Genomic DNA, 18,009 nt, shown 5'->3' on the forward strand with positions numbered 1-18,009 from the left:
CGATGAACCGATTATCAGTCGTTACCCTACTCATTCCTCTTTTCGTTGCATTCCTGACCCCGGTCAGAAGCCAGCCGGGTGTCGTTCGTCAACTGGAAACCTGCCCTTGTCAGGTCAAAATAGACAGCACGTTTCAAACCCGTTGTGCCTACCTGATTGTACCCGAAAACCGGAAAAAGAAGAACGGCAAAACCATTAAATTGCCTTTTGTTCTCGTAGAAAGTAAAAATCCGGCTAAACGGAAAGATCCCGTACTGTTTACGGGTGGCGGTCCCGGTACCAGTTCACTGGGGTGGGTGCAGGGAGCGGTTAAGTCGCTGGTTATCAATGACCGCGATTGTATTGCGTTTGAACAACGGGGTACTCACTTTGCCGTTCCGAATTTGGAAGGTACCGAGCTGGGTCAGGCTGTCAGGGAAGCCTATCGCAAAAATCTGAACAAGGACAGCATGGAAGTGGTCGGGGTGAAACGGTACAAAAAAGCACTGGAAGCCAAAGGAATCGACCTGGCGGGTTATAACACCGATGAAACAGTATCCGACATTCATGATCTGCTGGCTACACTAAAGATTGATTCCGTTAACCTGCTGGGTATTTCCTATAGCGGTGGCTTAATGTCGGCCGTTCTTCAGCGCGATCCTACACGTATTCGGTCGTTAATCCTGGATTCTCCCCTCCCAATTTTTATACCGATTGATGAAGATGAACCCGCCAATTTTGCCGAAGCGCTGAACATCCTGTTCGATCACGTTGAACGGGACTCGACCGACAAAGCCCGGTATGGCAATTTAAAGGCTCGCTTCGAACAATACTTTACTAGTATCGAAGGCAAAACATTTACGTTTCAGTACCTGGAAAAAGGGGCAAAAGACACCCTACAGGTGCAATACACGCGGAATGAGTTACTCGATTACCTCGTCAATGTGATGTATAATGCTTCCAGGATCAAGCAAATTCCCTATATCATTACCGAGATGATGCAAGGTAATCATCGCTACGTAAAAGGCGTTTTAGACAGTAAATTAAGTGGTTACAGTGGTCCTTCGGGCATGCGAATGTCGGTCTATTGCGCTGATCAGACAGCCTATCACAGCGAACAGGTAAAGCAGCAACTCTACGATGCCTATCCGTACCTGCGTGGGTATCACATCAATGATGTCTACCAACCCTTGTGCGACTGCTGGAAAGTACCGCCGATTAATCCGAAGACCAAACAGCCTTTTTACTCCAGCAAACCCGCCTTGCTGGTCGATGGCGAAATGGACAACGCCACCCGACCGCTGTACATCGATAGGCTTCACCATTATATGCCCAATAGCCAGCGAGTCCTCTTCAAACTCCGCTCGCATGGCGTTGGTGGTCCCGACTGGGCTCGTTTGATGCAGGAGTTTCTGACCAATCCCTACCAGAAATTAACGTCTGCTAAACCAGAGATTGTCGTGTATTAAGGGCGGGGAGCATGGAACATGGAATAGCACGGAAAATCCAAGCAACGCCCTACAACCCCTGTGCGAAGCACCCCGCTCCCTGCTCCCCGCTTTTAAATTTTCACAAACTCAACCCGTCGGTTCTCGGTTTTGCCTTCCACAGTTTTGTTATCCCCTATAGGCTTCGTTTCGCCGTAGCCTTTGGTCATCAAACGACTAGCGTCAATACCCATCGACACCAACAGAGCTTTCACGGCATTGGCCCTGGCTTCCGACAGTTTGAGGTTGCTGGCATCATCGCCATCCGAATCGGTGTGGCCACCTACCTCGAATTTGAGCGCTGAATTTTGCTTCAGAATGTTGGCAATGGCATTGATTTCGCCCATCGACGCGGGTTTGATAACAGCTTTGTTGACATCGAAATTGATGCCATGCGAAATATATTTGCCATCGGTAAAAGCTTTGCCAATCAGGTTTTGATCACCACCAGCAGCTAGTTTAAAGTTCTTGAACGCCATAGGTTTGCCTTCACTAGCATCTCCACTAACCAGTAAGGTAGTCGCCTTGAAGGTCACCTCGGGTACGCTCAGCACCCGGTACTGATTGACATACACTTTCAACTGACTTCCTTTTACTGCAATGGCGTAGTGGATCCATTTGTTGAAATAGTTTTCGGCCCGGACCTCTTCGGGGTTGTCGCCATTTAGTTTCCCTTCCGGGCCAGAGAAGGTGGTGTAGTCCCGGCCTGTCTCGATGGTGATTACCGCATCGTCACCATTCATCAGCTTAATTCTGACACCCGGATTTGAATCATAACTAGCATCCAGGTAAGCATCGAATTCGATGGTGAAATCCTTAGGTAAATACGTCGGGGTTTTCACTCTCGGCGTTAAGCCCGTATAATATTTGGTGATAAAAAAGGCTTTCTCATCGCCTGATTTGTTTACAACGGCCTGCCCTTCTTTCAGCTTCCAATGAGTACCAAATTCGCCTACCTGACTATCCTGAAAGTCATCGCTGAAGATGATCTTATCCCCGGCTACAAAATCATAATTCTGATAGGCCTTCATATCCTGTGCCCGAACGCCCAGACCCGCCAACAGTGAAAGCCCCACTAGTAAATACGTTTTCATGCTTCGTTTTTCGTGATTGTGAATGGTTAAAATCTAGTATTGCGCCACCGCGCTTTGACCGCCACCGCGGGTTTACTTGTTGGCCTATTTTTCCGAGTTTCTACGCTTTGGCCAAGGCTTTTACCGCTTCGGCATCGAACTGGTTGGCACCATTTACGTCCACCAACAGCGTGTTGCCTACGGTCATCAATGTGGTAGCAAATTTCGTCTGTTTCATAAACATGACGCTCCTGTTGGCCCGGCCTACCACCAGTTTTTCGTAGCTGTGCGCCCCTACCGACGGGTCATCACCCTGACGGCTACCCGCAGCGCCATAGTCCACCATCGTAGGATTGCCTTTCGGGTATTCGGTAATGGAGATTGTGATGATCTGTTTGCCGTTACTGTACTTTTGCGAGCAGGAATTCATGGGCGGCACACCCACCCTGTTCATCGACGGACAGTCGGGTTTGCCCACCGGCTTATAACCTGCCGTAGCAGGCGGGAATAGAGTAGTTAACTGCCCATAGGTAATCCCACTAACGCCCAAAAGCAGAGAGTAACTGACAAAGACTCGTTTCATAGCCAATCGTGAAAGGTTCAGGAAACGGGTCAAAAATAGAAAAATAGGCTCCGTTTGATTTCCCCCAAAAAGGGGAATTTTTATTACCGAAAAATCCCTTTTTTTGACTCTTCTTTCCAATCCTTACCTCCAGACCATGAAGCTGACTGCCAGCCGCTTCCTTATTGCTTTAGCTGTCTTACTTGTGTTGAGGCACGATATGGATTCGTGGGCACAGACGGGCGATTTAACGGCTTTACAAACAAAACTGGCTGCTTCCCAACCGGATACATACCGGGTTAAGCTGCTGAACAAAATTGGTGACGAATATGCCTACAACGACATCAAAACGGCCCGGCGCTACTACCACGATGGCTACCTGCTGAGCCAGAAACTGGGTTTCGTGCGGGGCATTATCCGCTATTATTCGAGCGAGGGCGAACTGCTGAATCTGGAAGGCAAATACGATCAATGCATGGCGCTGCTTCGACAAGGTGTTGCCCTGAGTCGGGCCCGAAAAGATCCCATGCGCGAAGGCATCATGTACGAAAACATGGGCAATACCTTTGCGTTGTTGCAGCGGCTCGATTCGGCAACGGCCTATTATTTTAAGTCGATGCCCATTTTCGAGTCGTTTCAGGACAGCGTCAAACTGGCGAATGTGTACAACAACCTCAGTTCGGTGTTTATGCAAACTGATAAACCCGAAACCGCCCTGACCTACATCGACAAAGCCATTGCCATCAGCCGGGCGTTTGAAGACGGCTTTTTCCTGAGCCATCTGGTCAATAAAGAAGCCATTCTCTGGAAGTTACGCCGACGCAAGGAAGCCAATCAGACGAACCAGCAGATCATGGCACTTGCCGGAAAGCTCAACGACACCGTAGCCATGGCCGATGCACTGCAAAACGAATGTCAGCATGATCTGGAGACGGGGCACTTTCAGACTATCCTACCTCATGCACAGGCCTTGCAGCAGTTAAGTCCGGGCCTGCAATCGCCCGACCGAACGGCTCAGGCTCATTACTGGCTCTCGGTTGGTTATTACTATCAAAACCAGTTTACCCCTGCCCTAGCCCATCTCGAAACGGCGTTGACCGAAGCGCGCAAATCGGCTAATATCCAGCACCTACAGAGCTACTACAGCCACTACGCCCGATTGTTGCTGGCCGATAAACGTGACCTACAGCGAGCCGCCCGTTACGAGCACCTGGCCGACTCACTGCGTGATATGAGCCTGAGCAACAGCATTGTAAAAACCACGCGAGAGCTGGCTATGAAGTACGAGACCGAAAAGAAAGAGGCTGCTCTTCAGCAACTGTCGCTCGAAAATCAGAACCGTAAGCGGCTCGTCAGTCTACTGGCATTTTCGATAATTGTGCTTGTGGGTGCCCTGTTTTTCTTTGGGCTCTGGATGCGAAATCGGACGCGGGTTCGAAAGCAGGAAAAGGCCTTGTACGAACAAACCCTCCGGCAACTGGAAAACGAAAAGCAGTTGCTGGCCAGCCACGCCATTGTGAAAGGGCAGGAAGACGAACGGAGCCGCCTGGCCAAAGACCTGCACGACGGTCTCGGCGGCATTTTATCCAGTGTTAAATATTCGTTTCAAGCCATGAAACAAACCTTCGTACTATCGGAAGAAAACGCGCTGGCGTTCGAAAAAAGCATGAACCTGCTGGATGCTTCCCTGGCAGAACTACGCCGGGTGTCGCACAATATGATGCCCGAAACTCTGGTCAGGCTCAGCCTCGAAGATGCCCTCCGCGACTACCTCCAGGATATAACCGAAAACACGGGTATCACCATGACGTATCAGACCTTCGGGCTCGATACCGTTCCCCTCGACAATCTCTACAAAACAACCATCTATCGCGTGGTGCAGGAACTGACAACCAACATTGTCCGACATGCCAACGCGACCGACGTGATCGTTCAGATCGTGGCGAAGAGCCAGCAGATCAATCTCACCATCGAAGATAATGGGCAGGGATTCGACCCCAAGCGAGTGAATGATAACCGAAGCATGGGCATTCAGAATGTCTACCATCGGATTACGTATCTTAAAGGCAGCATTGACCTCCAGACCGAACCCGGTAAAGGCTGTTCGTACTACATCGAAATTCCGCTAAACCATGATTAACCTGCTGGTTGTAGAAGATCACCCACTTGTTTCGGAGGGGCTAAAAGCCATATTCGAGCGTGAACCCGATATTCATTGCCTGGGGGTATTGGCTACGGGCAAAGACCTGCTGAGTAAACTTCAGCATCAGCACCCGGATGTGATTGTCCTCGACATCAACCTTCCCGATAGCAACGGTCTCGACCTTTGTAAGCAGGTCAAGGAAAGCCACCCAGCTGTTCATATTCTAGCCCTTAGCATCAACAACGAAAAAGGCATCATTAAAAAGATGATCGAAAACGGAGCCAGCGGCTACATTCTGAAAGATGCAGCCCAGTACGAAATCGTAGACGCCATCAAAACGGTCATACAGCATAAAAAGTACTTCAGCCAGTCGGCATCGATCACCCTCAACAAACCCGACGCCATAAACCTTCCTATACTAACCCGTCGGGAACGCGAGATTCTGGTTAAAATAGCCGATGGCTTAACCAATCAGCAAATTGCCGACCAGCTCTTTGTCGATGTCAGTACCGTCAACAGCCACCGAAAAAACATGCTGGCCAAATATGACGTCCAAAACACCGCCCAATTGATCAAACTGGCCATTACGAATAAGCTGATTTAAAGATGAGTAAGAAAATGCGGTTGCCGGGATGGTTTCCCGGCAATCAGAATCTATATAGCCAAGTATGGGACTTACCCGTTTTTGTTCATCCAAAAACGCAGGATGTTACCATCCGGGTCTTTGAAACTGGCGATAAAGGCACCTTCCCCTAAGTCCATAATGGGGTGAATCAGCTCAATATCGCGTGCCGTCACGAAGGTTTCTATATCGTCCACCCTAAACGAGAGCACAATATTTTCGTTGGGACGGTCTTCCACTTTTCGTTTCAGCAAGGCATAGTGAACCCCCTGATAGTCGCACTCCCAATGTTCGGGTGTGTTGCCATGCCGACTGAGCGCCAGAGGGATGCCCAATACATTCTGGTAAAAGCTGGCTAACCGATCTGGATTGGGCGATGACATAATGATGCCACCTAACCCCTTTACACGCAAGTCCTCCATAATTATATCATTAATGATGTTTTTTATGCAAACATACAACGTAGATGATAATAAAAAACATAAATGATGTTTTTTATTAATTTTACATCAAAACTGATATGCATGAATAAGGCAGTTGAGCTATTGAACCTATGGGCTGCGTATGAAGAGGAAAACCCCAAGGCCGACATAAGCCAGTTTTGTCAGGCCTATCTGGTCAATCAGGAACAGAAAAACAGGCAGCCTACCTTCTGGGAATCGCCTGTTCCACCTACCAGCACCAGTACGCTCACAAAGCTAGTGGGCAGGATTGCCCGGCTTCAGGGCCTTTATGCCGTTCATGCTTTTAAAGACTGTGGTATCAGCAGTTTCGACGAGTTTCTGTATCTCAACTCATTGGCTAATAGCTCAAATCTTAAAAAAACAGATATTATTCTGGCCAATTTCAATGAGCTGTCGTCGGGCCTGCTGATTCTCGACCGACTCCGAAAAGCAAACCTGATTGCGGAACAGGGCGATGAACTGGACAAGCGGACGAAACGGGTATCGATGACTGAAGAAGGAGCCCGCGTATTAAAAGCCTGCTACCAAAAATTATCCGAAATAAACGAGATGTGCTTTGCGGGTTTATCGGAAGAACAGATCAATCTGTGCATTCAATTATTGCAGCCTGTAGAAGCTTCACTAGCCAGGCAATGGCTGGCAGACAAGAAAAAATAAATGCCTTAGCCCTGCGGTAGCCCCCAAAGCGGTGAAGCCTTAGAAACAGTATTCCAGCCTTTAGGCCTCCATTAGGCTGGCCAAATATGACGTCCAATTGATCAAACTGGCCATTACGAACAACTGATTTAGAGGGCGAGAGAGCGATTCATCCGGCAGGTTTCCGCTCTTTCGCTCTTTAATTATTCCGACCGCAACGATTGTACGGGGTTCATCAACGCGGCTTTTACACTCTGGAAACTAACCGTCAATAGCGCAATGGTCACCGACAGCAGACCCGCCAGAGCAAACATCCACCATTCAATATCGATCCGGTAAGCGAAATCCTGAAGCCAGCGGTTCATGGCGTACCAGGCCATTGGGCAGGCCAGCACAATGGCCACAAACACCAGTTTCAGGAAGTCCTTGCTAAGCAGTGTAACAATACTGGCGACACTAGCACCCAGCACTTTCCGAACGCCAATCTCTTTGGTGCGTTGCTCAGCCGTGAAAGCTACCAGACCAAACAGCCCCAAACAGGAAACGAATATCGACAGGATCGAAAAATACAGAATGATGCAGCCCGTACGCTGTTCGGTCCGATACTGAGCATCCAGATCCTGATCCACAAAGCCAAACTGGAAGGAACTCAGGGGTTCGTATTTTTTATAAGCGGCCGATAGTCCGGCAATGACTCGCTCGGCCGAAGCGCCCGGCGCGGTTTTCACCAGCATATTGAAATACGGATTGTCGGGACGGAAGCGGAATAGAAAAGGCTCGATGGAAACACGCAGGGGCCGGAAATGAAAATCTTTCAGTACACCCACTACCCGACCCAACGGCCCCCAGAATCGGATACGCTTGCCAATAGCCTGTTCGGGCGTCCAGCCCATGCGTTTGGCGGCCGTTTCGTTGATCAGAAATGCACCCATACTGGAGGACGTATCCGACGGGACTCGCCAGGAAAAATTGCGACCAGCCGCCAGTTGCATACCCGTTGCTGATACAAAATCGGCGTCGACATTCATATTCGTGATCAAAAATGCATCGTTGGGCTGTTGACCCTCCCACTCAATATTAGAGGAGTTGGTGATGTCTATCAGATTACTTGTCGTGGCCGATACGCGGGCTACACCGGGAAGCTTTTCGACCTCGCGCTTGAGCCGCAGGGCGTTGAACCGCAGGTCCCCTTTCATCCGAACATACAGGAGCTTCGACTGATCGAAGCCCAGTTTTTTATCCTGAATAAAAGCCAGTTGCCGATAAATTACGACGCTCCCGATAGCCAGTGCAATAGCCAGGGTAAACTGCCCCACCACCAGCGACTGCCGGAATCGACGGCCTGACCGCACCGACAATCCGAGCGAGTTCACTGTTCCTTTTAACACCTGCACAGGCCGAAACGACGATAGAAAGAAAGCCGGGTAAAGACCCGTCAGTAAACTGACCACCAGAGTTAGTCCGAACAGCGCCAGCCAGAATATCGGCTCACGAAGAGGCAGTTCCAGGCTTTTAGCCGTCAGATCGTTGAAAAGCGGCATGCTGGTCTGTAACAGCACAAGAGAAATCCCAACGGCCAGGCTTGTCATCAGCAATGATTCGCCCAGAAACTGCAGAATCAATCCCGACCGTTTTGCCCCGATTGTTTTTCGTACGCCCACCTCCCGCGCCCGCTGCGAAGCCCTTGCCGTGGCCAGATTCATAAAATTGACAATGGCAATAAGCAGCACAATAAAGCCCACTGCCAGAAATATACGTACGTACAGAATATCGCTCCGCTGGCCCCAATCGGTCTGGAAATCAAAAACCGACCGGAGATAAATATCGCGTAACGGTTGCAGATACAGCGTATTCTCTGTATCGCTCTGGTAGTGTTTGAGTTGCCCACTCAGTTTAGTTTCGAAACGAGCCAGGTCTGCTGACGCATCGGCCAGAGCAGGTTTTAGCAGTATATAGGTGTGGTAGTTGTTGCTATTCCACTTCTGGCTCCATTCGTCGGTTTTCTCCAGCCATTTGTAGGGCAGCAATACATCGAACTGAAGGTGCGACCGAACAGGCGGATTCTCCGCTACACCCACCAGCGTAAAATGGTCGTCTTTCGTAAAATCAATAGGTTGGCCAATAATTGGTTGTTGCGCCCAGTTCGGGCCAAACAGCCGCTCGGCCATACGCTCGCTAATGACAATCTCATTAGGGCTCGACAGCGCTTTTTGGGCATTGCCCGCCACCAGTGGAAAATCGAACACACGAAAAAACGAAGGGTCTACAATCAGCATATCGGTCGCTTCGGCGACTTTCTGTTTATAACCGACCGTCCCCGACCAGCGGCCAATTCGAACGGTCTGTTCCACCTCTGGAAAATCCTTATTGAGTGTAGGCGCCAGCGGACCGGGCGTAACCGCCACATTATACATCCCGTCGGCCTGTTTCTGGTGCTCAACCACCCGGTAAATCCGATTGAAGTTGGCATGAAAACGGTCATACTGCCACTCGTCGACGACGTACAGACCAATTGCCATGCAGCAGGCGATCCCCAGCGCCAGCCCGATGCTATTAATAGCCGAATAGCCCTTATTTTTCAGCAGGGTTCGAAGGGCAATTGTAAGATAACTCCGTAACATAGTTGTCATTGCTGGATTAGGATATTCTCCGAAGCGTCGGTGATACGGCATTCCGGCCGTTGGTTTTCGTTTAATAAATTCCGGTCGTACATAGGCCAGCACATCCAGCCAGTAGCGCCCGTTTGCTCTTTTTTCGCCCCGTCGTTTGACGCGGATAGCGTAACGTTCGTGCAAGTCGCCCAGCACTTCTTCCCGCAGATGCGGAGCACAGAACCAGGTTAGAAGGCGGTCGGCCAGGCGGGGTGGGGTGTTAGGCATAGAACGTAGGGGTTGGAGCATGGGGACAGGAGCCCTATGCCCCAACCCCAATGCTCTATACTACTTATTCCGATCGAAGCGATTTCACGGGGTTTACCAAAGCCGCTTTAAGGCTCTGGAAGCTAATGGTCATGAGCGTAATGAACATAGCACCAGCACCCGAACCCGCAAAAATCCACCACGATAGTTCAGTGCGGTATTGGTATTTCTGAAGCCAGTTGTCTAGGAAGTAGTAGGCGATGGGTGTGGCAATGCCGAAAGCGATAATAACCAGTATTATAAAATCTTTCGATAATAAACCCCAAAGGTTGAGTACCGAAGCGCCCAGCACTTTCCGAACGCCAATCTCTTTGGTACGTTGCTCGGCTATGAATGATGCCAGACCAAATAAGCCCAGACAGGAGATGAAAATCGCCAGCACGGCGAAGAACGACGCCAAGGTACCGATTCGCTCTTCGTCGGCAAATTTCTGGTTGTACTCGGCATCGGCAAACTTATAATCAAATGGAGCGGTGGGGTTATATTTCTGAAAAACAGGGGCAAACTTACTCACCGCTTCGCTCGCGCTCAGGTTTGGATTCAGCCGGACATTGATGAAGTTGCTAGGGAAATTGCTGATGTAAAACAGCGTTTGCCGGGCGGGTTCGTAAGGCGATTCCATCACCATGTCTTTAATGACACCGATGATTTTGTAACGCAGATTACCTTCCCGGATGATTTTACCCACGGGGTCTTTTAACCCCATAAACTTCGCAGCGGCTTCGTTGATGACCATCGCGGCTGAGTCGGTACCGAACGCTTTCGAAAAGTCGCGGCCGTCTTTTAATTGCCAGCCGACGGTTTTTCCAAAGTCATACGTCACACCAACGACGGCGAAATCGGGCTGCTGATTCGGGGCTTTCCCGTCCCAGTCGAAACCGCCGTTTACATTCCAGACGCCCGTTAGTGGGCTTTCTGATTCGGCAGTTTCGATAGCAGCCCCGGTTTCGATCAGCTCTTTTCGGAAAGCCTCATAATGGTTATGAATATCAGGCGTTGTAGTCTGTACGTAGAGCAGTCCGCTTCGGCTGTAGCCAATGGGCCGGTTTTTAGCAAACTGAATCTGGCGAAACACGATGATGGTGCCAATAATCAACGCCACCGAAACTGTAAACTGAACTACCACCAGCACCCGACGCGGCAAGGACGCAAACCGCCCGACCCGGAAAGTCCCTTTTAACACTTTAACAGGCTGAAAACCGGACAGATACAAGGCTGGATAGCTACCTGCCAACAATCCGGTAAATACCGTAAAGCCGAGTCCCAGCGCCCAGAAAATGGGATTTGTCCACAGCATGGTCATCTTTTTCGCGGCCACGTCGTTGAAGAAGGGTAAAACCAGTTCCACCAGCAATAGCGCCAGCGCAAAGGCAATCAGTACCACCAATAACGATTCGCTCAGAAACTGGCCGATTAACTGGACTCTAACAGAACCGACGGCTTTGCGTATGCCTACTTCTTTGGCTCGTTTTTCGCTCCGGGCCGTACTCAGGTTCATAAAGTTGATACAGGCCAGCAGCAGCACAAACACACCGATAATCCCGAATAACCACACAAATTGAATCTGCCCACCCATGTTCACGCCGTTTTTAAATTCCGAATACAGGTGCCAGCGACTCATGGGCTGAAGGAAAAGCTGGGGGTTGAATTTGGCGAGATCCTTACCTCCGTTCCTCAGTTTTACGTCTTTAATCGTTGCCGAAGCCTGCTCCATATCAGCATGATCGGTCAGTTGCACAAAAACCAGAAACGAGTTATTATCCCACTTTTGCTCCGATCGTTTCACCCAATCCCGTATGGCTACATTCACCTTCCAGGGAACCATATAATCCAGATTGCTGAATTGGGTGTTGTATGGCAAATCTTCGTAAACGCCAGTCACTTTTACAGCGAACTGGTTGTCAATTTTCAGCAGTTTCCCCAACGGTTCACCGGTGCCGAAAAAGGCGTTGGCAACGGATTCCGAAATCATGATGGAGTACGGTTCGTTTAAGCCTGCCCGTGTCCCTTTCAGCATCTTCAGCGAGAGCATATCAGGTGCCTGCGGCTCGATGTAATTCCCTGTCCGCCAGAATTTCTTATCGCCAAACGACAAAATATGCCCTTCGGTCCAGGACGACAGCAGCACGTGTTTAAACAGTCCGCCGTTACGGTCAGAGCCGTAGTTTCTCCGCAGTTCACTGGCTACCGGAATAGGAACTGCCCGGCTCGTACTTGTCACATCGTTGATCGTCTGATGCTGCATGACCTGGGCAATGCGGTCGTAGTTTTGGTGGTATTTGTCGAAGGACAATTCATCGTATATCCATAAACCGATCAGCATCGCCACTGCCAGCCCAACGGCCAGTCCGCCGATATTGATAAACGAGTAGGCTTTCTGACGAGTCAGATTGCGAAGGGCGATTTTGATATAGTTCCGTAGCATATCTGTACGTTTTGGGTTGGGGTATTCCGGTTTCTGTCGTTTTATAAATTCAGGCCGCAGATAGGCCAGCATATCCAGCCAATAGCGCTGGTTCGCATTGGTTTCTCCCCGTCGTTTGACGCGGATGGCATAGCGTTCGTGCAAGTCGCCCAGCACCTCCTCCCGCAGGTGAGGAGCACAGAACCAAGTCAAAAGGCGGTCGGCCAGGCGGGGTGGGTTGAAGCGAGGAGCAGGGGGCATAGAGCAAGGAGGTAAAGCAAGTAACAAGGGGGCGAACCATAGAGAAGACGCTATGCGCCACGCCCCTTGCTCCTCGCTATTCAGACCGCAACGATTTAACCGGGTTCACCAACGCGGCTTTGATACTTTGAAAACTGATTGTCAGGAGCGTAATAACTAAAGCTCCGGCTCCGGTGGCAGCAAAAATCCACCACGATGGCTCGGTGCGGTAGGTGTATTTTTGAAGCCAGTTACTGAGGAAGTAGTACGCTACTGGGGTGGCGATACCCAATGCAATAACGACCAGCATCACGAACTCTTTGGATAATAATCCCCATAGATTGAGCACACTAGCGCCCAGTACTTTCCGCACACCGATTTCTTTGGTTCGCTGCTCAGCAATAAACGAGGATAATCCAAAAAGGCCCAGACAACTGATAAAAATGGCCAGCGCAGCGAAGACGGAAGCTAGTTTCCCTACCCGTTCTTCGGCGGCAAATTTCAGGGCATACTCCTGATCGGCAAATTTGTACTCGAACGGAGCTGATGGAATGAGTTTTTTAAAGACTCCTTCGATTTTGGGTAAGGCTTCGCTGGCACTGACCGTTGGTTTAAGGCGAATATCGATCCAGTTGGTGCCACCATGACCTCGAATCATAAAAATGGTTGGGGCGATCGGCTCGTAGGGCGATTCCATCACCACATCTTTGATGACGCCTAAAATTCTATAATTTAAGATCGGCTGGTCCTGAAATTTCCAGCTAACCCGTTCGCCAATCGGCTGCTTCAATCCCATGTACTTAACAGCCGCTTCGTTGATAACGATACCCGACGAATCGGCTATGAATTCCCGGGAGAAATCGCGGCCCTTCACGAGCTGCCAGCCAACCGTTTTGCCATACTCCGGCGTTACGACCAGTGTCCCAAAACTATCGTCCAATGACGGGTCTTTGCCTTTCCAGTTAAATCCACCGTTACCCGACCAAACCTCGGTAACCTTTCCCATCGATTCGGCTATTTCTTCGACCGCCCCAGTACGCTGGAGTTCGGTTCGGAGCAACTCATGTTTGCCGTAAAAATCACCCGATTTCATTTCCACCATCAATAGCCCATCGCGGGTATAGCCCACCGGCCGATTCTTGGCAAACTGAATCTGGCGAAACACGATGATGGTACCAATAATCAAGGTAACAGAAACCGTGAACTGTATTATTACCAGCGCTTTGCGCGGTATCGATGCAAAACGCCCTACCCGAAAAGTCCCCTTTAGTACTTTAACGGGTTGGAACGAAGACAGATACAAAGCAGGATAACTACCGGCAACAAAGCCTGTTAAGCCAATGAAGAGTAGGCTGGCGATCCAGAACCATTGATTCGTCCAGGGAATTACGATCTGCTTGGCAGCTACGTCGTTGAACCAGGGCAGGGACACATAGGTCAGCAGAAGCGCCAGCACAAAGGCCAGAACAACCACCAAAAACGATTCGCTGAAAAACTGATTCACCAACTGACTCCGCACCGACCCTACCGATTTACGAATGCCGACTTCTTTGGCTCGTTTTTCACTACGGGCTGTACTCAGGTTCATAAAGTTGATACAGGCCAGCAGTAGCACAAAGACTCCAATGATGCTGATGAGCCAGACCATCTGCATTGGCCCTTCGTCGATTTGTCCACGTTTGTAATTGTGCAGATGCCAGTCGCGCATGGGGAGCATAAAAACTTCTGGCGTTCGTTTGGCTTCTTCCGGAAAATTGGCCAGCTTCTTCATCTCCGCATTTTTGATGTCAGCAGCGACTTTGTCAAAATCAGCATCGGGGGCTAATTCGGCGTAGATTTTCAGAAAGTGGTTTTGCCAGTCATGCATGGCTTTTTCCTGAATCCAGGGATTATTGGACACCCATAGATCGAACGGAGCCAGGAATTTGACGTCGTTGAATTGAGCGTTCAACGGTAAATCTTCATACACACCCGTCACTTTCACATCCAGTTTATTGCTGATTTTCATTAACTGATTGACGGGATCAATATCGCCAAACAATGCCCTGGCCGTAGACTCGGAAAGTAAAATGGAATGCGGATCTTTCAGCCCGGCCCGTGAACCGTAAATCATCTTCAGCGTGAGCATGTCGGGACCAGTAGGCTCCATAAACAATCCTTTCCGGGAAATCTTCGCGTCGCCAGCCGACAGCACATTATCGACATCCCACGAGGTAGCGACAATATGCTTAAAATCAGTTTTGTAGTTGGTTTTCAGTTCCGTAATCAGTGGATACTGAACCGACGAATTTACGCCAACGCCATGCTCCCCATATTCGCGGGTTCGGACCTGTACAATGCGGCTGTAGTTCTGGTGATAGGTGTTGAACGATAGTTCATCATACACCCAAAGGCCGATGAGCATGGCAACGGCCATACCAACCGCCAGTCCACCGATGTTGATAGCCGACGAAACCTTATTCCGTGCTAAGTTTCGAAAGGCAATTTTTAGATAATTCCGTAGCATAGTTGTATTGGTTGGTTGAGGATACTCGTCGGGTTGTCTTCGAATAAATTCGGGTCGAACATAGGCCAGCACATCCCGCCAATAGTACCAGCGAGCTTTGGCTTCTCCCCGTTGTTTGACCCGTACGGCATAGCGTTCATGCAAATCACCCAGTACCTCCTCCCGCAAATGAGGGGCGCAGAACCAGGTCAGCAGTCGGTCGGCCAGGCGGGGTGGTGTTTTCATGAGTTTATGTAGAGACGACATACCTGGCGTCTCATTGGCGTCAGCAATTTGTTATGTCAGCAATAAACCATCCGGCAGGTGGGCCATCCGGTCAGGAGACGCCAAGGATGGCGTCTCTACAAGGCTATTCAGACCGCAATGATTTCACGGGGTTCGTTAACGCGGCTTTGATGGCCTGAAAACTGACGGTTAGGGTTACGATGAGAATGGCAGCTACCAAGGTTAGCAGAAATACTCCCGCACCAATGACTATGCGATAGCTATAATCCTGTAGCCATTTTTCCATAACATACCAACCAATGGGTGCGCCAATGACAAAAGCAATACCTATTAATTGAATAAATTCTTTGGTCAGAAGCCCAACAATGCTGGTAACGGTAGCTCCCAGTACTTTGCGAACGCCAATTTCTTTGGTGCGTTGCTGGGCAGTGTAGGCTGCCAGGCCAAATAATCCCAGGCAGGAAATAATAATGGTTAAACCCATAAACAGACTGATTAATGAGCTAGTCCGTTGCTCGTCGGCAAACTTGGCCTTGTACGACTCGTCGGCAAAGATGTACTCGAAGGGGTAGCCAGGGTTATATTTCTTAGTGAGTTTTTCAGTAATCGCCAGATTTTGGGCTGTGGTGTTCGCCGGATTTAACCGAATACTGATCCAGGAAAGCGGAAGTGAGCCAGCAGGCCCATGAACGACAACGGGATTAATCGGCTCGTAAGGTGACGCAAAGATGAAATCCTTCACAATGCCAACGACATGCCAATTGTGCGAATCGAACTGGATGATGGTTCCAATCGGAGTTTTCAGATGCATCCTTTTGACCGCCGTTTCATTGAGCAAAACGGCCGTTGAATCCGTTGGGTAGCTCTGAACGTCAATATCCCGTCCCGCAATCAATCGTGTACCTGTCGTTTTGAGGAAACTCTCATCGGCCGCAAAGCGATCAAACTCAACATCTTTATCGGCCTTGGTGCTGCCCGGCCACGAAAGGCCCCATTGCCGGGAGTTAAGATTCGTAATAGAACCAATTGATTTCCCCACTGAGATAGCCGCACCATCATGGATTAATTCCTGTTGAAACGAGCTATAGTGTTTTGATAAATCTCCTCTCATGTAGATAAACAGGAGATTATTTTGATCATATCCGTTGTCCCTTTTCTGTGCATACTGAATCTGATCGTTAATAACCAACGTGCCTATAATCAACACAATAGCGAAGGAAAACTGCGTGATTACCAGACCTTTTCGCAACGAGAAAACAGAGTTTAACGAATGCTGTACACCCTTCATCACTTTTCCGGGCTGAAAATTAGCCAGAACAAAAGCGGGATAACTACCGGCCAGTAAGCCCGTAAACAGGACAAAGGCTATGCCCCCCAGCCAGAAATTAACCGACCCTAACTCCAAAGACAGTTGTTTGTCGGTCAGGTTGTTGAACGTCGGAATAAACAATAGGACGATCAGCAAGGCCAGTAGGCCGGCAAAGCAGGCAAGCAGTAACGATTCGCTGATGAATTGAAAAACCAGTGACCGTTTCTGAGCGCCTGCTACCTTTCGAACACCAACTTCTTTGGCTCGTTTTTCGCTTCGGGCCGTCGTTAAATTAATGAAGTTGACAGCCGCCACCAACAGGATTAAGCCCGCAATCAGGCTAAACAATCGCACGTGAACAATCTTCCCGTCAACCAGTCGACCATTGTCTTCTTTGGAATACAAATGCCATTTACTGGCGGGGTGAAGAAAAATCTGCCGATGGGATACGTCTTCAATAACGCCCTTGAGTTTTTCTGCCGTAACGTGTTTGATCTTCTCGTTGAGGGCAACCGGATTAACCTTGTCTTTTAGCAAAACATAGGTGTAATTATTGTTTGAACCCCACCCATCAGAGTCCCAGCCTGGTGGTATAAAATAAGTCCACGGAAGCAGAAAGGATAGATTGCTAAACTGGGTATTGTTTGGCAGATCATCCAGAACCGCCGATACTGCAAAGCTGTCTTTATGGTCAATTTGAACCGTTTTACCCACGGCGTCACTGGTCCCAAACAGTTTTTCGGCTAAGGATTTGGTGATTACGATTCCATTAGCCCCGGAAAGAGCCTGTTCCCGATTGCCCCCGAGAAGAGCAAAGTCAAATAAATTCAGAAAAGACGGATCCGCATAGGCACCCTCTACGTTTAGCCCCTTATCGTCCGCAGTCAGCAGTAAGGTGGTGGGTCGATACCGGGTGGCCTCCTCTATATCGGGGTAATTTTGTTTTAATGTGGGGGCCAACGGTAAAGGCGTTGTTCCCCATACCATCGGTTTGCCGCTAAATACATCCTGATTATATACCTGAAACAACCGATCCGTTTTGCTATAAAAACGGTCGTACGTAAACTCACTTTGAATCCAGAGGAAAATGAGCGTAGAAGCCGCCATACCCACCGCCAGTCCGGCCATATTGAGCGATGCATAACCTTTTTCCCGTATCAGGTTTCGCCAGGCGATTTTAAGATAATTCCGTAGCATAGTCGTATTTGTTGGTTGAGGGTATTGTGAGGGTTGTCTTCGAATAAATTCCGGTCGTACATAGGTCAGCACATCCAGCCAGTAACGCCACTTCGCTCTGGATTCGCCCCGGTGCTTTACCCGGATGGCATACCGCTCGTGTAAATCACCGAGTACTTCCTCCCGCAGATGTGCAGCGCAGAACCAGGTCAAAAGGCGGTCGGCAAGGCGAGGAGGGTTGAAGCGAGGAACAGGGGGCATAGAG

General features: G+C 49.5%; 11 protein-coding genes. 4 read left to right on the plus strand and 7 right to left on the minus strand.

Features of this window, described 5'->3' with window-relative positions:
- The first annotated feature begins 2 nt into the window (after positions 1–2).
- Positions 3–1,448, plus strand: coding sequence for an alpha/beta fold hydrolase (locus B5M13_RS21655; RefSeq protein WP_080057652.1), 1,446 nt, complete (start codon positions 3–5; stop codon positions 1,446–1,448).
- Between the two features lie 92 nt (positions 1,449–1,540).
- Here B5M13_RS21655 and B5M13_RS21660 read toward each other — a convergent pair whose 3' ends face one another.
- Both B5M13_RS21660 and B5M13_RS21665 read right to left on the minus strand, forming a co-directional pair.
- Positions 1,541–2,560 carry an OmpA family protein gene (locus B5M13_RS21660; protein ID WP_080057653.1) on the minus strand — a complete coding sequence of 340 codons (1,020 nt, stop codon included), beginning with the start codon at positions 2,558–2,560 and terminating at the stop codon, positions 1,541–1,543.
- A gap of 100 nt (positions 2,561–2,660) precedes the next feature.
- Positions 2,661–3,122, minus strand: a complete 462-nt coding sequence (locus B5M13_RS21665; protein WP_080057654.1) for a hypothetical protein — start codon at positions 3,120–3,122, stop codon at positions 2,661–2,663.
- 136 nt (positions 3,123–3,258) lie between these two features.
- On the opposite strand from B5M13_RS21665, the gene B5M13_RS21670 reads away from it, so the two are divergent.
- Positions 3,259–5,241: a tetratricopeptide repeat-containing sensor histidine kinase gene (locus tag B5M13_RS21670; protein WP_080057655.1), complete on the plus strand. Its 1,983-nt coding sequence runs from the start codon at positions 3,259–3,261 to the stop codon at positions 5,239–5,241.
- Positions 5,234–5,848, plus strand: a complete 615-nt coding sequence (locus B5M13_RS21675; protein ID WP_080057656.1) for a response regulator — start codon at positions 5,234–5,236, stop codon at positions 5,846–5,848. The genes B5M13_RS21670 and B5M13_RS21675 overlap by 8 nt, the downstream gene beginning before the upstream one ends.
- Positions 5,849–5,919: 71 nt before the next feature.
- Here B5M13_RS21675 and B5M13_RS21680 read toward each other — a convergent pair whose 3' ends face one another.
- Positions 5,920–6,288, minus strand: coding sequence for a VOC family protein (locus B5M13_RS21680; protein WP_080057657.1), 369 nt, complete (start codon positions 6,286–6,288; stop codon positions 5,920–5,922).
- Positions 6,289–6,390: 102 nt separating this feature from the next.
- Here B5M13_RS21680 and B5M13_RS21685 point away from each other — a divergent pair, with 102 nt between their 5' ends.
- Entirely contained in the window at positions 6,391–6,987 is a 597-nt protein-coding gene (locus B5M13_RS21685; protein WP_170061169.1) for a MarR family winged helix-turn-helix transcriptional regulator, read from the plus strand.
- 182 nt (positions 6,988–7,169) lie between these two features.
- Here B5M13_RS21685 and B5M13_RS21690 read toward each other — a convergent pair whose 3' ends face one another.
- The 4 genes from B5M13_RS21690 to B5M13_RS21705 form a co-directional block, all read right to left on the minus strand.
- Entirely contained in the window at positions 7,170–9,845 is a 2,676-nt protein-coding gene (locus B5M13_RS21690; protein WP_080057659.1) for an ABC transporter permease, read from the minus strand.
- A 64-nt stretch (positions 9,846–9,909) separates the two neighbouring features.
- Entirely contained in the window at positions 9,910–12,549 is a 2,640-nt protein-coding gene (locus tag B5M13_RS21695; RefSeq protein ID WP_080057660.1) for an ABC transporter permease, read from the minus strand.
- A 76-nt stretch (positions 12,550–12,625) separates the two neighbouring features.
- Positions 12,626–15,259, minus strand: a complete 2,634-nt coding sequence (locus tag B5M13_RS21700) for a permease prefix domain 2-containing transporter (RefSeq protein ID WP_245859432.1) — start codon at positions 15,257–15,259, stop codon at positions 12,626–12,628.
- Between the two features lie 124 nt (positions 15,260–15,383).
- A complete protein-coding gene (locus B5M13_RS21705) occupies positions 15,384–18,005 on the minus strand; it encodes an ABC transporter permease (RefSeq protein WP_080057662.1) in 2,622 nt (873 codons plus the stop codon).
- Positions 18,006–18,009: the final 4 nt, after the last annotated feature.

It is taken from the genome of Spirosoma aerolatum (assembly GCF_002056795.1).
GTDB lineage: Bacteria > Bacteroidota > Bacteroidia > Cytophagales > Spirosomataceae > Spirosoma > Spirosoma aerolatum.